Below are 19745 nucleotides of genomic sequence, written 5' to 3' on the forward strand. Positions count from 1 at the left end.
TCCAGTGTACGTGCCCACAGGAGTATGTTTCGCGTGAAAGCCCTTACCCGTTACGCCGCAGTCCTGTTGGCATGCGCTGCCCCGATCCTTCCCCTTGCGGCGCAGGAGGTATCGCCCGCGCCCGCGGTCAGCCAGCAGGTTCCGGCAGGCGCGCCCAAGCTGCTTGTCGCGATTTCCATCGACCAGTTCTCCGCCGACATCTTCGCGCAGTATCGCCAGCACTTTACCGGTGGCTTCGTGCGGCTGACTCAAGGCGCGGTATTCCCGGCGGGCTACCAGAGCCACGCCGCAACCGAGACCTGCCCCGGCCACTCGACGATCCTGACCGGCAACCGCCCGGCCCACACCGGCATCATCGCCAACTCGTGGATCGACCAGACCGTCACCACGGGCCCCAAGGTCGTCTATTGCGCCGAGGACGTATCGAAGCGCACGGCGGGATCGCGGGACTACGTCGCCTCGCCCGTGCATCTGCTGGTGCCGACGCTAGGCGAGTGGATGAAGAAGGCCAACCCCGCGGCCCGCAACATTGCTGTCTCGGGCAAGGATCGCGGCGCGCTGATGATGGGCGGGCACGATATCGACCAGGTCTACTGGTGGAAGGGCAAGCAGTTCGTCACGCTTGCCGGGCGTCAGCTGGGCCCGACGGCGATCGCGCAGAACGCCGAGATTGATCGTCTGCTGGCCAAGGGCGCGGGTGAGTTTCCGCTGGCGGCCTATTGCCGTCGCGCCGATCGCGCCGTGCAGGCCGGTGACGTCTCTGTCGGCAATGGCCACTTCGCGCTGAAGGCCGGTGAGCCTGACCAGTTCCGCGTTTCGCCCCGTCTCGATCGCGCCACGCTCGACCTCGCGGTCAAGCTGGTGGACGAACAGAAGCTGGGCCGTAACACCGTGCCCGATCTCCTCGCCGTCAGCCTATCGGCCACCGACTATGTCGGCCACGCCACCGGCACCGAGGGCGCGGAGATGTGCATCCAGTTGACCCAGCTTGACCTGGCGCTCGGCGATTTCTTCGCCAGCCTCGACAAGCGCGGGATCGACTATGCCGTGGTGCTGACTGCCGATCACGGCGGGTTCGACATTCCCGAACGCCTCCACGAGCAGGGCCTTGAAAAGACCTCTCGCGTCGGCCCGGAAGTTTCGGCCGAGGCGCTGTCGGCTACCCTCGGCAAGCGCTACGGGCTCGAGCCCAAGGGCCTGATCCTGTCGGATGGCCCCGCGGGCGACTACTGGCTGCGCAAGGACCTCGACATCGGCCTCAAGGGCAAGATCATCGACGACGCCAGCGCGATCCTGATGACCAGCCCCTTCGTCGAGAAGGTGCTCTCGGCCGCGGAAATCGCCGCGACACCGATGCCGCAGGGCTCGCCCGAAACCTGGACCCTGGCCGAACGCGCGCGCGCCTCGTACAACCCGCTGCATTCGGGGGACTTCGTGGTGATGCTCAAACGCGGCGTGGTCGCCATTCCGCAGGCGCGCAAGGGCTACGTCGCCACCCACGGCAGCCCATGGGACTACGACCGCCGCGTGCCGATCCTGTTCTGGCGCAAGGGGATGACCGGTTTCGAACAGCCGAGCGGCGTGGAAACGGTGGACATCGCCCCCTCACTTGCGGCACTGATCGGCCTCAAGATCCCCCAAGGTGCATTTGACGGACGCTGCCTCGATCTCGATGGTGGCGTCGGCAATACATGTGGAGTGGTCAAGTGAACGAGTCGCAGGCAGACGTCGTTATTCTGGGTGGTGGTCTGGTGGGCATGACGCTCGCCATCGGCCTCGCCAAGGCGGGAATCACCTCCCACGTGGTCGACAATTCCGACCCTGCGGCGCAGACCGCCGAAGGGTTCGACGGCCGCGCCTCAGCCATCTCCACCGCGAGCTGGAACCTCTACACCAACCTCGGCTTGGCCGAGGAACTGGCGCCCAAGGGCTGCCCGATTGAATCCATCGCGGTGACCGACGGTATGAAACCGGGCCGGATCGACTTCAAGCCGGGCGAGGGGGACGGCTCATTGGGCCGCATGTACGCCAACCGCGATCTGCGCATTGCGATGTACCGAGTGGCCGCGCGCGAAGAGGCGATCACCTTCCACCCCAACAGCCACGTCGTGGCCCGCGAGCGCGGCGAACACGGCGTTTCGGTCACTCTCTCCGATGGCCGCCTGCTCAAGGGGCGGCTCATGGTCGCAGCCGAAGGGCGCAAGAGCCCGACGCGCGACGAGGCCGGGTTCACGCCCGCCAAGTGGGACTACGGCCACCGCGCGATCATCGCTGGGCTGACGCACGAGAAGCCGCACGGCAACGTCGCGTGGGAAGTGTTCTACCCGGCGGGCCCCTTCGCGCTGCTGCCGCTGCTTGATGAAAATGGCAAGCATCGTTCGGCGCTGGTCTGGACCGTGGCCGAGAAGGACGCCGCCGCCGTGCTGGCCATGCCAGAGGCGATGTTCCTGAATGAAGTCGCCAGCCGCATGCACGGCATCTTCGGCAAGATCGAATTGGCCAGCCCGCGCTCGTCCTATCCGCTCAATTTCCACCACACCGCGCGCATCGTGGAGGACCGGCTGGCGCTGGTCGGCGATGCCGCGCACGGCATGCACCCGATCGCGGGGCAGGGCCTCAACGTCGGCCTGCGCGATGTCGCGGCACTGGTCGAGGTGCTGTCGGACGGCGTGCGCCTGGGTCTCGACGTAGGCGACGCGCAACTCCTCGCCCGCTACGAACGCTGGCGCGCGGCCGATACCTTCATGGTGGCCACGGCAACGGATGTGCTGACCCGCCTGTTCGGCATCCCCGGCAAGCTCCCCTCGGCAGTCCGCCGCCTCGGCATGGCCGGCGTGCAGCGCGCGGCGCCGCTGAAGCGCTGGTTCATGGACGAAGCGCGCGGCATGAGCGGCGATCTGCCCAAGCTGCTGCGCGCGGCGTGATGTTGGCGGCGTTGCGCCGCGGATGACCACCTAACCGTCGGCCCGTGCTCGACGCGGGGCTTGGCTTTTCTTTCCAGCCCAGCGCTGAACAAGAAAAGCCAAGTCCCGGATCAAGTCCGGGACGACGGGTTTTGGGAACTCACCGCTGAGGCCTGAACGGCTGGAATGGGGTGGTTTTCTGCTGTTGCAGAGCGCGCAGCACTAAAGCAAAACGCATTGAATGCACCGCCCCTTCAAAGCCATGCCTTGCCTGCTGCCTCTCGGATTAGTCCTCGGGTGTAACAATGACACAACCGCGGCGAGCGACACCCCGCTACAAGCTGCTCTTGGGAATTATCCGGGGGGATGCAGCAAGCCGATGGCACCGTTTCGGACGCCCGCGGATGGCTTGGACCATCATGCCACCGTCTTCGCCGTTAAATTGCTGCGAGATAATCGCGTTTTGCTGAACGGCGATGAGATTGAGGAATCCAAGCTACGTGCCGTTGCGAGTGAGGTAAATGACCTCTTACCGCCTCCGTATCTGGTGCTTGAGGTGGAGTCAGGAACTCCGTGCAGATTCGTTGTTGAGAGCCCGATTCAGAAGTTGATCAAATTTGACAGTATCTTGCGGTTCTGCGCGTGAGCATGCGGATTGAGGCGATGAGGGCCCATGCGGTGGATGACGCGATGGACCTTTCCCAATCCTTTGCCAGCCTTCGACAGCGCCCAAGCCAAGCGAAGGTTCGCTCGACAACCCATCGGCGCGGTAGCACCTCGAAGCCCTTGGCTTTGTCGGAACGCTTGATGATGTCGATAGTCCACTTGCCCATGCCGACAAGCGCGGATCGCAGTTTATCACCTGCATAGCCGCCGTCAGCGAAGACATGGCGTAACCATGGAAACCGCGTCCGGACGGCAGCCAGCACATCGACAGCACCATCGCGATCCTGAATGTCGGCGGCGTGGACGAGAATGAAGATCAGAAAGCCGCATGTGTCGGTCAGGATGTGTCGTTTGCGGCCTTTGACCTTCTTGCCTGCGTCAAACCCGGAAACTCCGCCACTTTCCGTGGTCTTCACCGATTGGCTGTCGATCACTCCAGCACTGGGCGAGGCTTCGCGTCCTTCGATTTCCCGCAGGTTCATAACCAGCACGGTGTTGATGGCCTCGAACAAACCGGCATTGCGCCAGGCGTAAAAGTAGCGCCGCACCGTCGACACCGGAGGGAAGCATTTGGGCAAGAGTCGCCACGCGCACCCACTCGCGGCTACATAAAGCAAAGCGTTGAGGACTTCGCGCATGTCTGCCGTTCGAGGTCGGCCTCCACGCCTTGCCGGAGGCACGAATGGCTCTGCCAGCGCCCACTCCGCATCCGTCATATCCGATGGATATCGCAATCCCTCCCGGCTATGCTCGCGCCGGGCAATACCAGTCCATGTCACCATTCACTCCATCTCTTCGCAAAGAGGCGTGAATCACAACATGCTGGTATTGCTCAACAACTTTCGGATCAGGTTCTGAGCACCGCACTAAACTTGGAGAGACTGCTTTGTGTAAATCAGGTCACTGCGCAGAGGGGGCTGATCCAACCAGTTGGCCGATCAGGATGGGGGCACAGTCTTAAGGACTGAACCATAATCATGTCCGCAACGCCATTGTGTCTGGAACGGCAGGTTCTGGTGTGAATATCGGAACAGCGGACTCAGCTACCCTACCTAAACCGTCCCAGATCAAACCTCCGGCGTAGACCCCGCCGGTGGCAGCGGCGGCACGGCAGGCGATGCGCTCGCCGTCGACTCCGGCGCAACCGTCTGCGCTGGCGCAGCAACCGGTTGGGCGCCCATCAGCGCGGCAGCCTCAAGCTGATCCAGCGCGCGCTGCGTCGCCATGTAATCACGGGCACGCACCAGCCAGTCTTGCGCGGCGTCGTGGCCGGGCATCTTTTCGACTTCGGCGGCGGCGGCTTCGATCTTGCCGCCGGCGAGGAAGGCGCGGGTGCGTTGCAGGCGGCTTTCCGGCGCGGGCGAGGGGGAATCGTCGTGGCGGATCACGAACAGGTCCGAAAGCTGGCGGCCAAGCCAGTCGAGCGTGCCTTCATCCGCCTTGCCGCCGACCAGTTCGGGCGCGAGGAGTTCGAACTGTTCGCCAAGCTGGGCGAGCGTCACTGGCGCGGCGCCTGCGGCAATCACGCGGTCCACCGCCGCGCCCTGCGTCGTGCCGAAACGAGCGCGCAACTGCGCTTCGATCCAGCCCAAGGGCTGCCCGCGCTCCAGTGCACGACGCGCAGCGAAAGCCAGCAACAGCGATTCCGCGTGGGTGGCATTGCCCGAGGCGGCGATCGCCTGCTGGTTAAGCTCCGCCAGCCGCTGTTCGAGCATGGCGATCCTGGCGGCGGTACTGTCAATTTGCGCGCCGATCTGGGCCTGTGCTGCTGCAGTCTGGGCGGCGGACGGGCCGGGGGCAGGCTCGGTGGCAGGCGAAGTAACCAGCTGCGGGATTCCGGAGCTGTCCATCCGCACATCGATCAGGCCATTGCGCCAGCCGAGCCAGGCGGCACCCGCAGCGCCTGCCAGCAGGCACCCGGCGACCAGCGCGGCGATGCCACGGCCGCCTATGCCGCTCCTTCGCGGGCTTTGCCCCCGCGTGCTGTAGACCAGATCCTCCATGCGTTTTCGCTTGTCCTGTCGCCCCGATGTCACACTGTCTGGCACATCCGCGCGCCGAGTTCCAGAACCTCCTTGTCGGTCCTGCCGGCAGCCACTGCGACTGTGCCCCAGCCATTGCCAGCGAGTTCCGCTATGCGTGGGGCCAAGCTGGCAAGATGGAGACTTTTCTTGGAGATTCCAAGTCTTTCGCATTCCTGCGCGAAATGGCGGGCCGCTTCGCCGGAGTGCAGAAGCACCACCGCACCGCGATTCAGGGCGGTTTGGAGCGCTGCCGGAACTGCCCTTTTCCGGGACGCGTAAGTTACAACCGTGACGATTCGCACGTCCTCGGGCGGGGACAGCTTCACCCGATCTTCACCGGCGATTCGGATGTAATTCCCCGGCGGCAGGGTCATCACCACTGGCTGCAATCCGCCTTCGCCAACGCGGGAGACCACGAACCCGGCAGAACGTGCCGCCGCTGCCGTCGTCTCGCCTACCGCAATCACCGGCACATCGGAGAAGTGCGCCAGACCCGCCCCGCCATGCCGGAACACATTGGCGCTGCCGGCAAGGATCGCATCGAAATGCTCGTCGGGCGCGTCGCAGTCGACTGCCTCGATCTCGAACAGGGGGGCGCTGACAGGTTCCAACCCCATCTCGCGCGCTGCCGCGCAAGTTGCCGAATTCCCCGGCTCGGGTCGGATCACCACCAGCGGCAGCGGTTCAGCGCTGCTCATTCGCCGGAAAAGTGTACCGTTACCGACTCCGGCGCTTGCGACAGCAGACGATGCGCGAGACGGCGGGGGCCTTCGCTGTCAGCAGGCGCGAAGGTCTCGCTGGCTTCGATCCGCTCGGCACCATCGGGGCTGTAGATCGCTGCGCGCACTGTCAGCGAGCTCTCGTGATGCGTGGTCAGCACTGCAATCGGGCTGTGGCAATTGCCGCCCAGTGCCGCCAGCAAGGCGCGTTCGGCCAGCACCGCCTCGTGCGTCGGTCGGTCGTCAATGGCCGAAAGCCAGCCGCGCACGTCATCGCTCGCCAACAGGCATTCGATGCCGATCGCACCCTGCGCCGGGGCCGGGAGCCATTCGAATTCCGACAGCGGCGTGCCGACACCCGTCTCGCCCAGGCGCTGCAGGCCCGCGGCGGCAAGCAATGTCACGTCCGCTTCGTCAGCCTGCAGCTTGGCGAGGCGCGTGGCGACATTGCCGCGAAAGCCGACGATCTTGAGGTCCGGCCGGGCATGGAGCATCTGCGCGGCCCTGCGCGGTGCGCTGGTGCCGACGCGCGCTCCGGGCGGAATGGCATGGATGGAGGCCGCACCAACCAGCACGTCGCGCACGTCGGCACGGGGAAGAACGGCGGCGATGCAGAATTGTTCAGGCCGGGTCGTCTCGACGTCCTTCATCGAGTGAACGGCAAAGTCGATCTCGCCTTCGAACAGCCAGGCGTCGAGCTCCTTGGTCCACAGCGCCTTGCCGCCGATCTCGGCGAGCGGGCGGTCAAGGATCTTGTCGCCACTGGCGGTGACGGGGACGATCTCCACCATGCTTTCGGCCCATCCGTGGGCGGCGCAAAGCCTGTCGCGGGTCTCTTCGGCCTGCGCCATGGCAAGCGGGGAGCGGCGGGTTCCGAGCCTCAGCGGGCGTTCAGGTGCCAAGGGCGTAGATGATGTGTTCATGCACTGCTTGCCGTAACGGGGATTATCATTAGAGGAAAGCGCCAGATGGCCCTGATCCTTGGCATAGAATCCAGTTGCGATGAAACCGCCGCCGCGGTGATCGACGGCAATGGCACGACGCTGGCCGCGCGCATCGTCGCGCAACGCATTGCTTCGCAAGACGAAGCGCACCGCCCTTACGGCGGTGTCGTCCCCGAGATCGCCGCTCGCGCACACGTTGAAGTGCTGGGGCCGATGGTCGAGGCAGTGCTCGCCGATGCGGGCATGACGCTGAACGATGTCGATGCGATCGCGGCAACCGCAGGCCCCGGCCTGATCGGCGGCGTCATGGTTGGGCTGGTCACCGCAAAGGCACTGGCCATGGCGGCCGACAAGCCGCTGGTGGCAGTGAATCACCTTGAAGGCCACGCGCTGTCGCCGCGCCTTGCCGATCCCGCTCTGCAATACCCTTATCTGCTGCTGCTGGTTTCGGGCGGGCACTGCCAGATCCTCGAAGTGGCAGGCGTTGGCCAGTATCGCCGCCTTGCCACCACCATCGACGATGCACTGGGCGAAGCTTTCGACAAGACCGCGAAGATCCTCGGGCTTGGCTATCCCGGTGGCCCTGCGGTCGAGCGGCTGGCGCGTGAGGGCAACCCCAAGGCCGTGGCCCTGCCGCGCCCCCTTGTCGGCAGCGGTGAGCCGCACTTCTCGTTCGCCGGGCTCAAGAGCGCAGTGATGCGGGCCAAGGATGCCGGCATCCACGCCGATGCCGACATCGCCGCCTCGTTCCAGCAGGCCGCGCTCGATTGCGTGGAGGACCGGACGCGGATCGCTCTTGGCACTGCCTCGTCGGGGATGACCGCGCTGGTCGTGGCAGGTGGAGTCGCCGCCAATGCCGCCCTGCGCGCCGCGCTCGAAGCGCTTGCCGCCGAACACGGCCTCCCGCTGGTCGCCCCGCCACCGAAACTGTGTACAGACAATGCCGCCATGATCGGCTGGGCTGGCGCTGAGCGCTTCGCTCTGGGATATACCGACCCGCTCGACGTGGCCGCGCGCCCGCGCTGGCCGCTCGACGACAATGCCGCCCCGGTGCGCGGCGCAGGGGTGAAGGCATGACCGCTGGTATAGGTGTCGTAGGCGCAGGCGCATGGGGCACCGCGCTCGCCCAGATGCTGGCAAGCGATGGCCGCGAAGTCCTGCTTTGGGCGCGCGAGGCGGAACTGGTCGATGAGATCAATGCCAAGCGCACGAACAGCCTGTTCCTGCCCTCGGCGCAGCTCGCGCCTGCGATCCGCGCGACGAGCGACCTTGGCGAGATGGCAGCACTGCCGGTTTTGCTGATGGTTACGCCAGCGCAGTTCTTGGCCGGTGTGCTCGGTGCGATGGGCAGAAAGGACGGCGACGTCGTGCTCTGCTCGAAGGGCATCGAAGCGGGCACCGGCCGCCTCATGGCCGAGGTTGCCCGTGATGCGGCATCGGGTGCCGAGATTGCTGTCCTGTCAGGCCCGACCTTTGCGCACGAGGTGGCAGCAGGACTGCCCACTGCCGTCACGCTCGCCTGTGAGGGCGGCGAAACGCAATGGCAGCGGCTTTCGCCGGTGATCGCCCGCCCGACCTTCCGGCCCTATTATTCCGACGACGTGGCAGGCGCCGAAATCGGCGGCGCGGTGAAGAACGTCCTCGCCATTGCCTGCGGCGTGGTCGATGGCCTCGGCCTCGGTCAGAACGCCCGTGCGGCGCTGATCAGCCGCGGCTTTGCCGAGATGCAGCGCTTTGGCCTCGCCTTGGGTGCGCGGGCGGAAACCCTTTCGGGTCTTTCCGGTCTGGGAGACCTCGTTCTGACCTGCTCGTCCACTTCCAGCCGCAACTTTTCGCTGGGCAAGGCGCTGGGCGAGGGAGCCAGCGCAACCGATGTGCTCGGCGCAAGGAACTCGGTGGCCGAGGGTGCCTTTACCGCGCCGGTCCTCGCCGATATCGCCCGCAGCCGCGGCATTTCCATGCCCATCGTCGAGGCGGTGGTGACGCTCCTCGAGGGTGCAGCCCCGGCGCGGGACGTGGTCGCAGGATTGCTGTCGCGCCCGCTCAAGGCGGAAACAGTCCTTGTCTGAAGCCAGGGCCCCGCAACAGGATATCGCCGCGCTGGCCAAGGGCGGGCGGACGAATTTCCTTGGCTTCCTGCTGCGTCTGCTCGCGCGCATCCCGTTCCTCTTCATTGCCAGCCGCCTTTACGGGGCGCCCGCCATGGGGCGTTTCGCCTCGGCCCTGGTGATGGTCGAATTCGCCGGGATGCTGGCGACATTGGGCCAGAAACGCGGCCTCGCCCAGCGCCTTGCCGAGAATGACGAGCACCCCGCCAACGTGGTGGGCGATGCGGTGCTGCTGGCAATGTCGCTGGCGCTCGGCATGGGAGCGCTTATCTACCTGTTCCCGCAATCGATGTACCCCAGCGGCAACTTCACGTTGGCCGACCGTCTGCTGGTACTCTCGATTCCCGGCCTCGCGCTTGGCGATCTTGCGCTTGCGGCGCTGGCCTACCGCTTTGACGTGGCAACCACGGTTCGCGCCCGTTCCGTGGTCGAGCCGTGGACGATCTCCATCGCGGCAGGTGCGTTCTACTTCATCTGGCCGAGTTCCGGCCTCAGCCTTGCCTATCTCGCCTCGGTCTGGGCAGCGACCGGCGTTGCCGTCTTCGTCCTGCTGCGCACTTACGGCTTGCCGCGCGCGTGGAAGCCGCGTCCCGGCCCGCTGTGGCAGATCGCTCGCCGCAACATCCCGCTTGCCGGGGCGGACGCCGTGGAATGGGGCACGCGCAAGCTCGACGTATTCATCCTGCGCTTTTTCGTGGGCGAGGCGCCGGTCGGCATCTATTACTTCGCACAGCAGATCGCCTCGCTGCCGCAAAAGCTCAAGACCAGCTTCGAACCGGTGCTCGGCCCGGTCATCACGCGCAGTGTCAAGGACAAGGACTACGCGGCAATTGCCAAGCAGGTCTGCCAGGTCGGCTTCTGGATCGGCGCGGCGCAGATCGGCATCGCACTGGCATTGGGCATTCCGGGCGAGGGGCTGATGGGGCTGGGCGGTCCGGCCTTCGTTTCTGGCACGGCGGCGCTGGTGTTCCTGCTGGTAGCAGAAGTGGTCGCGTCCAAGGCCGTGGTGAGCGAAGCGGCGCTGGTCTACCTCGCGCGCATGCGCAACCTGTGGATCAGCTTGGCCACGATTGCGCTGCAAGCGGTGCTGACCATCGTCTTGATTCTCGTCGCCGAGCAGGTGACGCCGGGGCCGATGTACGTCGCCGCTGCCGCTTCGCTGGCTCTGGCGATCTCGCTTGGCCTCTCTTCGGCGGTCAAGTCGCGGGTGCTGACCCGTATTCTCGGCCATTCGATCAGCAACTGGCGCTGGGGCCTCGCCTGGGCGATCGTTCCGGCCATTGCGGTCGGTGTGGCAATGACCTGGGCACCCGAATGGGCTGAACTGGCCGTTGGAATTCCGGCAATTCTCGGTATTTACTGCTACATGTTGTGGGTCCGCGCGTTCGGGCCCGAGGACCGCGTGCTGTTCCGCAAGCAGCAACCGGCCTGAGATCGTCGCTGAGATTTTCGCGTAAGGGGTCATGCAGATGCTGCAATCGCTCGAAGCCAACCAGATTCTGCTGGCGGGCATCGTTCTTCTCGTCGCGTTCGTGGTGTGGTGGGTGTGGGGTCGCGCCAGGCCAGCCCCAAAGCGGCGCGAATACACCGACGTCCTCTCGGATGGCGCCGAAAAGGCCGCCCGCAACATGGCCCTGATCGATGCGCCAAGCGCTGCTGCTCTCGTGACGCCGCCTCCGGGCGTTGGCACCATGGCCGGGATCGGCGAAGTCGTCGCGGCTGCTGCTGCCGAGGAAGTGGTCGAGGCGGCGTCTGTTTCTGCTCCTGCCCCTACGCCGCAGGGCGGCGATGACCTCGGCCGCATCAAGGGCGTTGGCCCCAAGCTCAAGGCCCTGCTCGCCTCGCTTGGCGTCACCAGCTATGCCCAGATCGCAGCGTGGACAGATGAGGACATCGCGAAGATCGACGCCCAGCTTGGCACTTTCGCCGGCCGCGCCACGCGCGATAACTGGGTGGAGCAGGCCAAGCTTCTCGCCAGCGGCGATACCGCCGCCTACGAAGCCAGGTTCGGCAAGGTCTGACCTATTCGGCGATCTGCGCCGGAGCGACAGGCTCCGGTGCGGCAACCGGCGCAGAGCGGCGGCACTTCATGACAAGATCGCGCACCGGCGCTCCGGCCGCAACCTTGATCATCCCCGCCCCCGGCAGCGTGCCGTTGTAGGACCCGCCAAGCACCTTGGTCCGGCTGTCGTCGGCCGAGATCGTCCCCTGCCAGATATAGCCGCGCTGCCCCGGCACCGATGTCGCATCCACGGGCAGCCGCATGATCCCATCGCTCCCGACCAGCGCGAACAGCGCCTGCGCCCCCACTGGTGCGGCAGCATGGCGCGTCACGGTCAGCACGCCTTCGCGGCAGGAAACTGATACCAACGGCGTCTCCCCGGGATGCCCATAGCGCACCGAAAGCCCATCCGAACCCGCAGCCCACGACGCTTGCGAATCTCCATCACGCACCCCCGGCAAGGCCTCGCCCTCAGGCATGGCCATGCGCACCGCACCATCCGGCGCCCCCTCACGCGCGGGCATCGCGGGCGATTTCGAGCAAGCAGCAAGGGCGAGGGCGGCAATGGCTACGATCAGATTTTTCACGACAGTATCAGGCGGCCCGCTTCTGGACGGTTAATTCAAGCCCAAGCACCGACAGCACCGCCACAAGAGTTTCAAGCGTGGGGTTACCGTCTTCCGAAAGAGATTTGTAGAGGGCTTGACGTCCCAGTCCGGTTTTCCGGGCTATTTCGCTCATGCCCTTTGAGCGAGCAATGTTGCCCAACGCCGCGGCGATATGCTTGGGGTCGTTCCCTTCCATCGCGGCCTCAAGGTAGAGAAGGATGTCCTCCTCTGTCTCAAGGTAGTTGGCGGGATAGCTCCATTGGTGCGCTCGATCTCTTCCTTCAGCCGCCTTGCATGGGCAATGTCGGCATCCTGCGTGCGCTTGTCGCCTCCGCAAAGCAGAATGACAAGCTCTTTGCCCCGCTGGAAGAAATACACCCGGTAGCCCGGTCCATAGTCGACGCGAAGTTCGTGAACGCCGCCCTTCAAGGACTTGCTGTCACCAAAATTCCCGTCTGCCTAGCGTTCGAGACGAACCACGATCCTTGCCCGCGCTCGCCGGTCCCGCAAGGAGCCGAGCCAATCCGAGAAGTCGGGCGTTTCCGACAGCTGAAAGGCCTGTCCTTTATAGGGGACATTTGCTCGCGGGTCAACGGATTGAGTCAAGGCCATCTCCTTCGAGAGAATGCCTAGCCCATTGCATTGTTAAGGTCGGGTCTCACTTTTGACCATTTTGGAGGCAGGCGACATCACGGGGGCGCGTGCTCTCACTTCCCCCACTTCGTCTTCTGACTCTTCCCGTACCGCGTCTTGCGCGTCCCCGGTTTGCCCTCGTTGCTCCGCCCGACAATCGGTGCCTTGCGCTCACCCTCCGGCAGGCCAAGCTCCGACGCTTCCAACTGCCTGATCTCGTCGCGCAGGCGTCCAGCCAGTTCGAACTCCAGATCCGCCGCCGCGGCCCGCATCTTCTTCTCCAGTTCCTCGATGTAGCCGCGCAGGTTGTGGCCGACGAGGTTGTTGGCGCCGTCGGCGTCAATGTCGACCAGCACGCCATCGCGGCTTGCCGTGTCGGCAACGATATCGTGGATATTGCGCTTGATCGTCTGCGGGGTGATGCCGTGTTCTTCGTTATAGGCCTGCTGCTTGGCGCGGCGGCGGTCGGTTTCGGCGATCGCGCGCTCCATGCTGCCGGTCATGCGGTCGGCATACAGGATCACCCGGCCATCCACGTTGCGCGCGGCGCGGCCGATGGTCTGGATCAGAGAGGTTTCGCTGCGCAGGAAGCCTTCCTTGTCGGCATCGAGAATGCAGACGAGGCCGCATTCGGGAATATCCAGGCCCTCGCGCAGCAGGTTGATGCCCACGAGCACGTCATAGACGCCCAGCCGCAAGTCGCGGATCAGCTCGATGCGCTCCAGCGTCTCCACGTCGGAGTGCATGTAGCGGACTTTCAGCCCTGCCTCGTGCATGAACTCGGTCAGGTCCTCGGCCATGCGCTTGGTCAGGGTGGTGACGAGCGTGCGATAGCCTTGCTGGGCGGTCAGCTTGCACTCGTTGATGCAGTCCTGCACCTGGTCCTCGACCGGGCGGATCAGCACTGGCGGGTCGATCAGGCCAGTGGGGCGGATGACCTGCTCGGCAAACACGCCGCCTGCCTGCTCCATTTCCCATTGCGCTGGCGTGGCCGAAACCGCGATCGTCTGCGGGCGCATCGCGTCCCACTCGTTGAAGCGCAAGGGCCGGTTGTCGATGCAACTGGGCAGGCGGAAACCATACTCCGCCAGCGTCAGCTTGCGACGGTGGTCCCCGCGCGCCATCGCGCCGATCTGCGGCACGGTCTGGTGGCTTTCATCGAGGAACAGCAGGCAGTTGTCGGGCAGGTATTCGAACAGCGTCGGCGGAGGCTCGCCTGGCAGGCGGCCGGTCAGAAAGCGGCTGTAGTTCTCGATCCCTGCACACGAACCGGTGGCAGCGATCATCTCCAGATCGAAGTTGGTCCGCTGTTCCAGCCGCTGCGCTTCAAGCAGCTTGCCTTCCTCGATCAGCTCCTTGAGTCGCTCGGTCAGTTCGAAGCGGATAGCCTGCGCCGCCTGCTGCATCGTCGGTCCGGGCGTCACGTAGTGCGAATTGGCATAGACGCGCACGTTGTTCAGCTTCGCGCCGCTCTTCCCGGTCAGCGGATCAAACTCGACGATCTCCTCCACCTCGTCGCCGAAGAAGCTGATCCGCCACGCGGTATCGTCATAGTGCGAGGGAAAGATCTCGAGATTGTCGCCGCGCACACGGAAGTTGCCGCGCGCAAAGCCGGCATCGTTGCGCTTGTACTGCAGTGCCACCAGCTTGCGGATGATCTCGCCGCTGTCGACCGTCTGCCCGACCTTCAGGTCGAAGATCATCGCCGAGTACGTCTCGACCGAGCCGATGCCGTAGATGCACGAAACCGAAGCCACGATGATCACGTCATCGCGTTCAAGCAAGGACCGCGTGGCCGAATGGCGCATCCGGTCAATCGCCTCGTTGGTCGAGCTTTCCTTCTCGATATAGGTGTCCGACCGGGGCACGTAGGCCTCGGGCTGGTAATAGTCGTAGTATGAGACGAAGTACTCGACCGCGTTTTCCGGGAAGAAGCTCTTCATCTCGCCATAGAGCTGCGCGGCGAGGATCTTGTTGGGCGCCAGGATCAGGGCGGGGCGCTGCAGTTCCTCGATGACCTTGGCCATGGTGAAGGTCTTGCCCGAACCGGTGACGCCAAGCAGCACCTGCGTCTGGTCGCCATCGCGCGCGGCAGCGACAAGGTCTGCAATCGCGGTGGGCTGGTCGCCGGCAGGCTGGTAGTCGGACACTACCTTGAAACGCTTGCCGCCTTCCACCTTGTCGGGGCGCTGCGGCTTGTGCGGCACAAAAGTGCCCGAGGTGTCGGGCTCTTCGAGTCCCCTGCGAATAACGAGTTCGGCCATCGCCCGAATATGGGGAACAAACCGCGCCCATACAACCGTGCCCGGAAGAGTCTCTGGCAGGGTGACGCGACGCACTGGCGCTTTTTCGGCGGAGTGTTAGCCTGCGTGCCGGAACGAGAGAGGACGAGACCCGATGCGTGCTGCAATTGCCCTGATCCCGCTTGCCCTGCTTGCCGCCTGCAACGATGCCGGCACCGTCGACAAGAAGAACGCCAGCACTGCCGAGGTGGCCAAGTCCGTGGCCGATGCGGGCATGAAGCTCAATCCCGGCCGCTGGGAATTGACCATGCAGTTCAAGAAGTTCGAGGTGGAAGACATGCCGCCCGAGGCCAAGGCCATGATGCAGAAGATGCTCGGCGAGACCAGGACCTTCGCCTCCTGCCTGACCAAGGAAGAGGCCGAAAAGCCCGACGGCAAGTTCTTCGGCCAGCAGGGCGAGGACTGCAAGTACGACACGTTCACCATGGGAAACGGCAAGATCGACGCCACCATGACCTGCAAGGGCACGGGCGAGGATGCCGGCAACATGGCAAAGATGACCCTCGCCGGAACCTACAGCCCCGATACTTACGACATGACCATGGACATGAACGGCACTGCCCCCAACGGCAAGGCCATGGTCATGCAGATGGCTCTCACCTCAAAGCACAAGGGCGAATGCAAGGGGGACGAGCAGGGGTAAACACGCCTGCAATTTCAGAAATCGATCGCGATCCCGTTCTTTTCCCAGTCGCCGAAGCGTGTGGGATCAAGGCCATCGGGATCATCACCGCGCTCCATTGCCTTGGGGGCAGGGGCGGGGTCATTGGTCCAGTGCGCGGGCGGAGTGAAGTCCGCGGGGCGCTTCGTCGCACGGGGAGTGGGCTTTTCCATGCCTGCGCAGATGGGGCTTCCCAAGCCGAACTGCAATTGCATATTGGGGCACAAGCGCCGATAGGCTCCCCTGATGGCCCGCTCCACTCCTGCCGATGAAGTCCCCGGCGTTCCCGCCCGCCGCGCCGCGCTGCGCATGCTTGATGCCGTGCTGCACCGGGGCGATCCGCTCGATCAGGCAGCGCCGCCGATCCTGCGCGCGATCGAACGCGCTGATGACCGCGCGCTTGCCCTTGCCATTGCGCAGGAATCGCTGCGCTGGATGGCCGATCTCGATGCGCTGATCGATGGCGCGACCAAGCAGCCTCTGCCCGAGGATGCCAAGGCCCGCTCGGTCCTGCGCCTGATGCTGGCGCAGGCGCTGCGCCTGAACCTGCCCGGCCACGCCATCGTCGCCACCGGGTTGCCGCTGCTCATGGGCGGCCCGCGTCGGCTTGCGCACGGCGTGTTCTCCGCCGTCACCAAGAGCGGCGCCAAGCTGCCCGAAGCACCCACGCTTCCCCCTGCCGTCGCCGCCCGCTGGCAAGTCGCATGGCCCGAGCGCCTCGGCGCGATCGCCCAGGGCCTCGCCGAACCGCCGCCGCTCGACCTGACCTTGCGTGATCCGGCACAGACCGCGCACTGGGCCGAACGCCTGGGCGGCCAGTCGCTCGCCCCCGGCCACGTCCGCCTCGCCCGCGCCGGTGCCATCGAAGCGCTCGAAGGCTTCCGCGAAGGCGCATGGTGGGTGCAGGACCTCGCCGCAAGCGTGCCCGCGCGCCTGTTGGGCGAAGGAAAGGGCCGTCGCGCCCTCGATCTCTGCGCCGCGCCGGGCGGCAAGACCCTGCAACTCGCCGCCGCCGGGTGGCAGGTCACCGCGCTCGACAAGTCCGCACGCCGCACCGAACGCCTCGCCGAAAACCTCAAGCGCAGCGGCCTCACGGCGCAAGTCGTCGTTGCCGATGCCCTGAACTGGCAGCCCGAACACCCGTTCGACGCCATCCTGCTCGACGCCCCCTGCAGCGCCACCGGCACCTGCCGCCGCCACCCCGACGTCCTCCACCGCCACGCCAACCTCGCCGAACTGACCGCCCTGCAATCCGCCATGCTCGAACGCGCCGCCACCTGGCTCGCCCCCGGCGGCACGCTGGTCTACGCGGTCTGCTCGCTGGAACGCAAGGAAGGCGAGTTGCAGGCGCTGGCCTTCGACAAGCTGACCCCCGCGCCGGTCACCGAGGCCGGACTGCCTGATGGCCTCACCCCCGCCAACGGCCACTTCCGCTCCGATCCCGGTATGCTGGGAGAACAAGGCGGCATCGATGGCTTTTTCGCTGCGCGGTGGGTGAAGGGTTAGGACGCAGCTTGCTTAGTCAAACGGCGGCTATTGAGAGCTGCTGGACCGAAAACCGTCATTCCGCTTGCCACGCCATTGCGGACATTTCGAAGGCCTGCCCTTCGAACACTCTCCTAGCGAAGGTCGATACGCACGCACTCCAACTCCACTGCGTCGCCGACAGCCAGCCCGCGCGGTAATTCTCCGACTTGGAAGATCAACTCGCCAACAGACAACAAGTCGTTTTCGACATCCAAAACTTTCGCAACTCCGAAATGCCGAAAACCTACGTCTCCGGTGCTTTCTATCCGAGGTTCCGCGTCCTCGAACATCAGGCAGATGGCCTCATCGAAGAGTTGCAATGGCTCTGTGACAACTTCGCCTTCGACTGCGTGACATGGATAACTGAAAGCGCGGCAGTGATACTGCCTATCTGTGACAGTCACATCAGCCGATTCAGATTTATGGGCGAAGGGAGTTACGGCAGAAACATACATCATGACATGGTTTTACAGTGCGTGCAGAAGCCTGACCACCGGTAAGGCCGCCATTCGCCAAACCACCCCATTCCCGCCGATAGTACAGCAAGGCTGGAAAACCGATAGCTGCCATTGGTCGAGGTTGGCGGCGAATGGCCGCTTTCGGACATTAGCGACCAAAAGCTGCCGGTCAGGTCACGACGCCATTGCGGTCATTAGCGCATTAGATCACAACGGCTTCATGAAGCGGAGAACGATACTCTTGGCACTCCTTTGTGGACTCATCGGTTCCTGCTTTGGTTTCTGGGTTCGCGGCTACGTTGACAGTGATTCTTGCTATGACGCGGGAGGTGTTTGGGAGAGCCGTGGAGGCTATTGCTATGGAGCGCGTTCAGCGGACGAATAATTTCCGCAAACCACGCAGTTGCGCCCTCCAGCCTAGATGCGGTGCTATCCGGTAGCGGAAGTCGCCCCTAACCCTCCCCCGCCAGCCTCCGCCTAAACATCCGCCGCACCAGCCACGGCTCCAGGAACCGCCCGACCAGATAGAGAAACGCGAATATCCCCGAGAACACATAGGCTGCCGTTGCCGAAGGCTTGCGCTTGCGGCTGCCGCCTTCGCCGTCCTTGGGCTTTTCCGGGGCGGGTGCGCCAAGGAATTTGTCGATCGGGTGCAGGGTCAGGACCGGCTCGTCCTTCTTCTTCTCGTCCTTCTTCGCCCCATCGGCCTTCTCCTTCGCCTCGGCCTGCGCCTTCTGGTAGGCGCCCACGGCGAGCGTCAGCTGGCCAAAGCCGATGAACACGAACGGCAGCAGGAAGCAGAACAGCATGAAGCGGCTGGTCAGGCGATAGCGCAGCACGCGCCCCGTCGCCGTTTCCTCCACCCGCAGCGCACCCTTTTCGAACGTGGCCAGCGTGTCCTGCGCGGCGGGGGAGGGGTTGGCATAGGCAAGGCCTTCGCCCGTCGGCTGAACGCTGTAGCCATCGCTTTCGAACGCCGGCGAAACCCGCGCCAGTGCTTCATCCGCGCCCAGCCCATCGGGTACAGGCACTTCATCTCGCACCGTCCAGATCCAATCGATCAGGCGCTTGGCCGAGCGCGGCTTTTCAGGCGTCATCGGTTGCGTCCAGGGCGATGTCGCAGCCAGACCGCTCATTCCGCCGGAACCGCCGTATGCGCGCCACCGAGTCCACCGCCGAACTTCGCCCGCAGCGTCTTCCATGCCTCGCTGAACGGATAGTGCATCACCTCGCGGATATGCATGCGGCGGCCGCCTTCCATGCCCAGCACTTCGGCCTCGCCGTCGACGCAGGTGCCGAACATCCGGTCGATGATGATCCACGTGCCCGAATAGTTGCTGCGCGTGGCTTCATAATCGAGCGAGTGGTGCACGCTGTGATGCTCGGTCGTGTTGAACAGGAAGCGCCACCAGCGCGGCGTGTTGAAGCGCACGTTGATGTGCTGATAGGTGCTCACCGCCAGGCCGAACGTGCCCGCGATCAGGAAGGCGCGCGGCAGGAAGTCGAAGAAGCCGCCGATGCCGAGGCCGATCAGGAACAGCTCCACCGGATTGCCCACCGCGCCCTTGTTGATGTTGAGCTGGGTGATGAAGTGGTGCGGCGCATGGGTCAGCCACAGCGGATACCAGTTGTGCATGCCGCGATGCATCCAGTACTGGCCGAAGTCGAACACGAACGAGATCAGGAACGCCTGCAGCAGCAGCGGCAGCCCGGTGAACCACGCCACCTTGCCGAAATCGAAATTGCTCTGCAACATGCCGATTACCGCGTCCGAACCGATGAACTGGTCAACGATGCGCAACACTGTGTAGCCAAGGCCGACATAGAACAGGTCGGTCACCAGCTCTTTCCACGTCAGCTGCCATGAACGGAAGCGCGGGTTCACCCACTCCAGGGCGAGCAGCAGCACCTTGAAGCCGATGCCGATGGCAATGCCGGTCGATGCCACGGCCCATTCGTTCGGCGCATAGTACCAGAAGAGCAGGAAGCCGAAGAAGGTGACCGGCTGGAACCAGGTGAAGAATGCCCGCTTGAAGGGACCTCCTTCCACCTTCGGCACGTTTTCCCAACCGACTGTCACTGGCGCGTCTGCGCCGATGATCCGATTGCTAACCTGAACACCTGCCATCTGCCGACCCTCGATCTGCATGCCATGCGGCGGGAAAAAGGCCCCGCTTCGGATCGCACTA

The 19745-nt window shown here is 64.6% G+C and carries 19 protein-coding genes and 1 pseudogene; 8 read left to right on the plus strand and 12 right to left on the minus strand.

Annotated elements, in window-relative coordinates; all coding sequences use genetic code 11:
• Positions 1–24: 24 nt before the first annotated feature.
• Both AC3WLM_RS10750 and AC3WLM_RS10755 read left to right on the plus strand, forming a co-directional pair.
• The gene (locus AC3WLM_RS10750) at positions 25–1710 is read left to right on the plus strand and encodes an alkaline phosphatase family protein (protein ID WP_492477349.1); all 1686 of its coding nucleotides are present in this window, start codon (positions 25–27) and stop codon (positions 1708–1710) included.
• A complete protein-coding gene (locus tag AC3WLM_RS10755; protein WP_492477350.1) occupies positions 1692–2924 on the plus strand; it encodes a UbiH/UbiF/VisC/COQ6 family ubiquinone biosynthesis hydroxylase in 1233 nt (410 codons plus the stop codon). Before AC3WLM_RS10750 ends, AC3WLM_RS10755 begins: the two co-directional genes overlap by 19 nt.
• A 590-nt stretch (positions 2925–3514) precedes the next feature.
• Here AC3WLM_RS10755 and AC3WLM_RS10760 read toward each other — a convergent pair.
• From AC3WLM_RS10760 to hemC, 4 genes are all read right to left on the minus strand, one after another.
• On the minus strand, positions 3515–4351 hold the full coding sequence (locus AC3WLM_RS10760) for an IS5 family transposase (RefSeq protein ID WP_226019834.1): 837 nt from the start codon (positions 4349–4351) through the stop codon (positions 3515–3517).
• 285 nt (positions 4352–4636) lie between these two features.
• Positions 4637–5572, minus strand: coding sequence for a hypothetical protein (locus AC3WLM_RS10765; protein WP_492477351.1), 936 nt, complete (start codon positions 5570–5572; stop codon positions 4637–4639).
• Between the two features lie 29 nt (positions 5573–5601).
• Entirely contained in the window at positions 5602–6291 is a 690-nt protein-coding gene (locus AC3WLM_RS10770) for a uroporphyrinogen-III synthase (RefSeq protein ID WP_492477352.1), read from the minus strand.
• On the minus strand, positions 6288–7235 hold the full coding sequence (gene hemC / locus AC3WLM_RS10775; RefSeq protein WP_492477353.1) for a hydroxymethylbilane synthase: 948 nt from the start codon (positions 7233–7235) through the stop codon (positions 6288–6290). The genes AC3WLM_RS10770 and hemC overlap by 4 nt, the downstream gene beginning before the upstream one ends.
• 45 nt (positions 7236–7280) lie before the next feature.
• On the opposite strand from hemC, the gene tsaD reads away from it, so the two are divergent.
• Genes tsaD through AC3WLM_RS10795 form a run of 4 tightly spaced genes read left to right on the plus strand, consistent with a single transcriptional unit; the run spans position 7281 to position 11385 of the window.
• Entirely contained in the window at positions 7281–8333 is a 1053-nt protein-coding gene (tsaD, locus tag AC3WLM_RS10780; protein WP_492477354.1) for a tRNA (adenosine(37)-N6)-threonylcarbamoyltransferase complex transferase subunit TsaD, read from the plus strand.
• A complete protein-coding gene (locus AC3WLM_RS10785; protein ID WP_062344828.1) occupies positions 8330–9325 on the plus strand; it encodes an NAD(P)H-dependent glycerol-3-phosphate dehydrogenase in 996 nt (331 codons plus the stop codon). Before tsaD ends, AC3WLM_RS10785 begins: the two co-directional genes overlap by 4 nt.
• Positions 9318–10796 (plus strand): lipopolysaccharide biosynthesis protein, encoded by a 1479-nt coding sequence (locus AC3WLM_RS10790; protein ID WP_062344830.1) that lies wholly within the window; start codon positions 9318–9320, stop codon positions 10794–10796. Before AC3WLM_RS10785 ends, AC3WLM_RS10790 begins: the two co-directional genes overlap by 8 nt.
• 31 nt (positions 10797–10827) lie before the next feature.
• Positions 10828–11385, plus strand: a complete 558-nt coding sequence (locus AC3WLM_RS10795) for a helix-hairpin-helix domain-containing protein (RefSeq protein ID WP_492477355.1) — start codon at positions 10828–10830, stop codon at positions 11383–11385.
• Position 11386: 1 nt separating this feature from the next.
• Here AC3WLM_RS10795 and AC3WLM_RS10800 read toward each other — a convergent pair whose 3' ends face one another.
• The 4 genes and pseudogenes from AC3WLM_RS10800 to uvrB all read right to left on the minus strand — a co-directional run bounded on the left by AC3WLM_RS10800 (position 11387) and on the right by uvrB (position 14871).
• Positions 11387–11953, minus strand: coding sequence for a hypothetical protein (locus tag AC3WLM_RS10800; protein ID WP_052242573.1), 567 nt, complete (start codon positions 11951–11953; stop codon positions 11387–11389).
• A 7-nt stretch (positions 11954–11960) separates the two neighbouring features.
• Positions 11961–12311, minus strand: coding sequence for an addiction module antidote protein (locus AC3WLM_RS10805; RefSeq protein ID WP_492477356.1), 351 nt, complete (start codon positions 12309–12311; stop codon positions 11961–11963).
• Positions 12260–12418: pseudogene (locus tag AC3WLM_RS10810) on the minus strand (type II toxin-antitoxin system RelE/ParE family toxin); the annotation flags it as partial. The gene AC3WLM_RS10805 and the pseudogene AC3WLM_RS10810, both read right to left, overlap by 52 nt.
• 263 nt (positions 12419–12681) lie before the next feature.
• Positions 12682–14871: an excinuclease ABC subunit UvrB gene (uvrB, locus tag AC3WLM_RS10815; RefSeq protein ID WP_492477357.1), complete on the minus strand. Its 2190-nt coding sequence runs from the start codon at positions 14869–14871 to the stop codon at positions 12682–12684.
• Between the two features lie 133 nt (positions 14872–15004).
• Between uvrB and AC3WLM_RS10820 the strand changes: the two genes are divergently transcribed.
• Entirely contained in the window at positions 15005–15553 is a 549-nt protein-coding gene (locus AC3WLM_RS10820) for a DUF3617 domain-containing protein (protein ID WP_427467647.1), read from the plus strand.
• A gap of 14 nt (positions 15554–15567) precedes the next feature.
• Here the strand turns inward: AC3WLM_RS10820 and AC3WLM_RS10825 are convergent, their stop codons facing one another.
• A complete protein-coding gene (locus AC3WLM_RS10825) occupies positions 15568–15744 on the minus strand; it encodes a DUF1674 domain-containing protein (RefSeq protein ID WP_082013427.1) in 177 nt (58 codons plus the stop codon).
• Between the two features lie 73 nt (positions 15745–15817).
• On the opposite strand from AC3WLM_RS10825, the gene AC3WLM_RS10830 reads away from it, so the two are divergent.
• On the plus strand, positions 15818–17077 hold the full coding sequence (locus AC3WLM_RS10830; protein ID WP_492477358.1) for an RsmB/NOP family class I SAM-dependent RNA methyltransferase: 1260 nt from the start codon (positions 15818–15820) through the stop codon (positions 17075–17077).
• Positions 17078–17190: 113 nt separating this feature from the next.
• On the opposite strand, the gene AC3WLM_RS10835 is transcribed toward AC3WLM_RS10830, so the two are convergent.
• The 3 genes from AC3WLM_RS10835 to AC3WLM_RS10845 all read right to left on the minus strand — a co-directional run bounded on the left by AC3WLM_RS10835 (position 17191) and on the right by AC3WLM_RS10845 (position 19684).
• Positions 17191–17556, minus strand: coding sequence for a hypothetical protein (locus AC3WLM_RS10835; protein ID WP_492477359.1), 366 nt, complete (start codon positions 17554–17556; stop codon positions 17191–17193).
• 452 nt (positions 17557–18008) lie between these two features.
• Complete coding sequence (locus tag AC3WLM_RS10840; protein ID WP_492477360.1) at positions 18009–18653, minus strand: hypothetical protein; 645 nt, start codon at positions 18651–18653, stop codon at positions 18009–18011.
• Between the two features lie 35 nt (positions 18654–18688).
• Complete coding sequence (locus AC3WLM_RS10845; RefSeq protein WP_492478118.1) at positions 18689–19684, minus strand: sterol desaturase family protein; 996 nt, start codon at positions 19682–19684, stop codon at positions 18689–18691.
• Positions 19685–19745 lie beyond the last annotated feature (61 nt).

The organism is Novosphingobium sp. FW305-C-30-35 (assembly GCF_058783135.1).

What these genes read in the sequence shown, in the direction of transcription:
- AC3WLM_RS10785 (WP_062344828.1), top strand. Translation starts at nt 8,330, where the DNA reads ATGACCGCTGGTATAGGTGTCGTAGGCGCAGGCGCATGGGGCACCGCG.
- AC3WLM_RS10835 (WP_492477359.1), bottom strand. Translation starts at nt 17,556, where the DNA reads ATGATGTATGTTTCTGCCGTAACTCCCTTCGCCCATAAATCTGAATCG.
- AC3WLM_RS10770 (WP_492477352.1), bottom strand. Translation starts at nt 6,291, where the DNA reads ATGAGCAGCGCTGAACCGCTGCCGCTGGTGGTGATCCGACCCGAGCCG.
- AC3WLM_RS10755 (WP_492477350.1), top strand. Translation starts at nt 1,692, where the DNA reads ATGTGGAGTGGTCAAGTGAACGAGTCGCAGGCAGACGTCGTTATTCTG.
- AC3WLM_RS10765 (WP_492477351.1), bottom strand. Translation starts at nt 5,572, where the DNA reads ATGGAGGATCTGGTCTACAGCACGCGGGGGCAAAGCCCGCGAAGGAGC.
- AC3WLM_RS10820 (WP_427467647.1), top strand. Translation starts at nt 15,005, where the DNA reads ATGCGTGCTGCAATTGCCCTGATCCCGCTTGCCCTGCTTGCCGCCTGC.
- AC3WLM_RS10825 (WP_082013427.1), bottom strand. Translation starts at nt 15,744, where the DNA reads ATGGAAAAGCCCACTCCCCGTGCGACGAAGCGCCCCGCGGACTTCACT.
- tsaD (WP_492477354.1), top strand. Translation starts at nt 7,281, where the DNA reads ATGGCCCTGATCCTTGGCATAGAATCCAGTTGCGATGAAACCGCCGCC.
- AC3WLM_RS10830 (WP_492477358.1), top strand. Translation starts at nt 15,818, where the DNA reads ATGGCCCGCTCCACTCCTGCCGATGAAGTCCCCGGCGTTCCCGCCCGC.
- AC3WLM_RS10750 (WP_492477349.1), top strand. Translation starts at nt 25, where the DNA reads ATGTTTCGCGTGAAAGCCCTTACCCGTTACGCCGCAGTCCTGTTGGCA.
- hemC (WP_492477353.1), bottom strand. Translation starts at nt 7,235, where the DNA reads ATGAACACATCATCTACGCCCTTGGCACCTGAACGCCCGCTGAGGCTC.
- AC3WLM_RS10795 (WP_492477355.1), top strand. Translation starts at nt 10,828, where the DNA reads ATGCAGATGCTGCAATCGCTCGAAGCCAACCAGATTCTGCTGGCGGGC.
- AC3WLM_RS10760 (WP_226019834.1), bottom strand. Translation starts at nt 4,351, where the DNA reads ATGGTGACATGGACTGGTATTGCCCGGCGCGAGCATAGCCGGGAGGGA.
- uvrB (WP_492477357.1), bottom strand. Translation starts at nt 14,871, where the DNA reads ATGGCCGAACTCGTTATTCGCAGGGGACTCGAAGAGCCCGACACCTCG.
- AC3WLM_RS10840 (WP_492477360.1), bottom strand. Translation starts at nt 18,653, where the DNA reads ATGACGCCTGAAAAGCCGCGCTCGGCCAAGCGCCTGATCGATTGGATC.
- AC3WLM_RS10845 (WP_492478118.1), bottom strand. Translation starts at nt 19,684, where the DNA reads ATGGCAGGTGTTCAGGTTAGCAATCGGATCATCGGCGCAGACGCGCCA.